This is a genomic window from Xanthobacter pollutisoli (assembly GCF_040044995.1).
Classification (GTDB): Bacteria; Pseudomonadota; Alphaproteobacteria; order Rhizobiales; family Xanthobacteraceae; genus Xanthobacter.
In genome coordinates this window covers 1-2,608 of record NZ_JBDZDP010000063.1, presented here as the reverse complement: position 1 = coordinate 2,608, position 2,608 = coordinate 1, and the positions used below count along the sequence as shown (strand labels likewise).

Annotated in this window: 2 protein-coding genes and 1 pseudogene; all 3 read right to left on the bottom strand. The window is 60.2% G+C overall.

The window, feature by feature from the left end; all coding sequences use genetic code 11:
* Window positions 1-128 precede the first annotated feature (128 nt).
* Window positions 129-380 (bottom strand): annotated as a pseudogene (locus tag ABLE93_RS26835) (IS66 family transposase); the annotation flags it as partial.
* A gap of 451 nt (window positions 381-831) precedes the next feature.
* Entirely contained in the window at window positions 832-1,635 is an 804-nt protein-coding gene (locus ABLE93_RS26830) for an enoyl-CoA hydratase-related protein (RefSeq protein ID WP_348842711.1), read from the bottom strand.
* Entirely contained in the window at window positions 1,628-2,482 is an 855-nt protein-coding gene (locus ABLE93_RS26825; RefSeq protein WP_348842710.1) for an SDR family NAD(P)-dependent oxidoreductase, read from the bottom strand. The genes ABLE93_RS26830 and ABLE93_RS26825 overlap by 8 nt, the downstream gene beginning before the upstream one ends.
* Window positions 2,483-2,608: the final 126 nt, after the last annotated feature.

Below are 2,608 nucleotides of genomic sequence, written 5' to 3'. Positions count from 1 at the left end.
ACGAAAACTTCTGTAGAATGCTCCATGGCTTGCCCTCCTGCCGGGAGGATCGGCTCGACCCATCCGAGCAACCCTCGAACAGGCAGTGTAGGGCAAGCCGCCCGGCCAGACGGACATACGGTCTTACCGTGCAGACGCGAAGCGGGAAGATCGGCGATTCGCGCCAGGACATCGGCGAGCCAGGCTTTCGGATCGACCTTGTTGAGGCGGGCCGTGGCGATGAGGGTGAGCATGACGGCGGCGCGATCGGCGCCACGCTGCGAACCGGCGAAGGTCCAGTTCCGCCGTCCCAGGGCGATACTCCGCAGCGCTCTTTCGGCGGCGTTGTTGCTGAGGCAGATCCTGCCATCCTTGAGGAAGCGGGCGAAGTCGTTCCAGCGTAATGATATCCATCGCAGCAGGCCGAAATAGGCCTGCCGCGGCCTACGCCGGATGAATACGATGGGCGTCTCTGTCCTCGCGTATCTTCCGCACCATGTCGCCCAGCCAATCGTTGGCAAGGAAGCTGCCCGGATAAGTCGTCCGGCAATGGGTTTCGAGTATCCCTCCGACGGCGGCCGCCCCTCTCAACGATCTCAAGCCGACTGAGCGGTGTGTCTGTATAGACGTCCATACAGACGAATTCTCACCATCAGGCATCAATTCGCAAGACGGTCGCCGTCGGAGGGATACAGAATCGGGATTGAATGGCATCCGCACCAATACGCCCTCGACCGACACCTGCTCAATTGCAAGCGCCATATGGGTGATCAGGCATTTCCCTCGCGCATTCCACATCTGCGCGATTTGGTCCATTTTCTGATTTGATATGTCAGGCATGCATTTATTCCGTCACCGGCCCGTAAACCTGGGTTCTCGCTTTTCGATAAAAGCCGCGATTGCTTCGTGGTGGTCTTCGGTCTGATGCATCAGGGCCTGATAGGCTGCTGCCGTGTTCAGGAAATCCGGCAGGTCCATCCGCTCGGCATTGCGCATCAGCCGCTTGGCGACGCGCACCGCGCGGGGTGGCTTCGAGGCGATGACAGCCGCACGCTCGCGGGCCTTCTCCATAAGTTTGTCATGCGGCACAACTTCAAGCACCATGCCAATCTCCAGCGCCTCCGCCGCTTCGACCATTCGGCCAGAGAACGTCAGATCGGCGGCCATCTGATGGCCCAGGCGGCGCAGCAGGAACCAGCTTCCGGCATCACCCGGAATAATGCCTAGGTTCAGGAACACCTCTCCGAACTTCGCCTTTTCAGAGGCAATGCGCATGTCGCACATCATGGTAAGATCGCATCCCGCCCCAACTGCCGGTCCATTGACCGCGGCAATGGTCGGTATGTCGAGATTGTAGATCGCCTGCGGCAAACGTTGGACCCCATCCACATAGCTCTGGGCCGCCGCAAGCGGTTCCTTGCGGAACATGCTTTCGGGATCGTTCATTTCCTTGATGTCGCCACCGGCACAAAAGGCCGGGTCGGCACCGGTCAGGATCATGACGCTGACATCGGGGTCGGACTGCACCCGCGCAAAGGTTTCCAGCAGCGCGGCAATCATATCATTCCCGGTTATCGGGTTGCGCCGCACCGGATCATTCAGCGTTACCGTCGCAATGCGGTCGGAGATATCCAGAAGGACAAGTTGGTCACTCATTTTTTCCGTCTCCACGCTCGCGTTTTTCAAACATTTCGGGGTTGATCATGTCCCGGGCATCATGGCCAAGATGCAGCGTTTCCCCACCATCGACATATATATCCTCGCCCGTGATGAACCCCCCAAGCCTGGAGGACAGAAATATGATTGTCCCGGCGATGTCCTCGGCCGCGCCCATGCGATTCAGAACAGAGCGGTTCAGCTCTTTCCATCTGTCCGGCGGGATCGGATAGCGGCCAAGCGCCTCGGTTTTGATCGTGCCAGGTGCGACGCAGTTCAGGCGGATGCCATATTCGCCCCATTCTGCGGCCAGGGTTTTCATCATTCCTGTCACACCGGCCCGAGCCGCGACCGTGTGGGCAAACCCGGTAAGCGCAGTGCGTCCCGAAATGGCGGTCACGAACACGATGGATCCGCCATTGTCATACATGAAATGATCCGCTGCCGCGCGGGTCATTTGCCAGGACCCGATCAGGTTGTTGCGGATAACCGCCTCGAAGCCCTTGTTGGTGATGTCACGGGCAGCGGCGATGTATTGTCCGCCCGCGTTGTTTACCAATACGTCAAGCTGCCCGTAATGGTCCTTGATGCGGCCCATCGCGGTCTCGATGCTGTCTTCATCGCGTGTGTCGCCGGGCACCACGAAGGCCTCGCCACCAGCCGCGCGGATCATCTCGGCGGTTTCCTGCAAGGGCTCCTCGCGGCGCGCGAAAAGGGCCAGTTTGGCCCCGCAAGAGACCATTTCCAATGCCGTGACCCGGCCCATGCCCGAGCCCGAGCCGGTGACGAGCGCGACCTGGCCCGCCATGAGGTCCGGCGCGTAACGCCGTGAGTTTCCGTCTTTCATTTCGGCTCAATTAGCATTAGCTATGCACGCAGGTCTAACACTCAGCATTCCCCCGGCTGCGGCGAGGACCGCGCGGGGTGAAGGAGCGCGCGGGAGGACGGCGAGGTGATACCACCGCAGGTAGCT

Excerpts from the sequence above, each read along its gene's own strand:
- ABLE93_RS26830 (WP_348842711.1), bottom strand. The coding sequence starts at position 1,635 with ATGAGTGACCAACTTGTCCTTCTGGATATCTCCGACCGCATTGCGACG.
- ABLE93_RS26825 (WP_348842710.1), bottom strand. The coding sequence starts at position 2,482 with ATGAAAGACGGAAACTCACGGCGTTACGCGCCGGACCTCATGGCGGGC.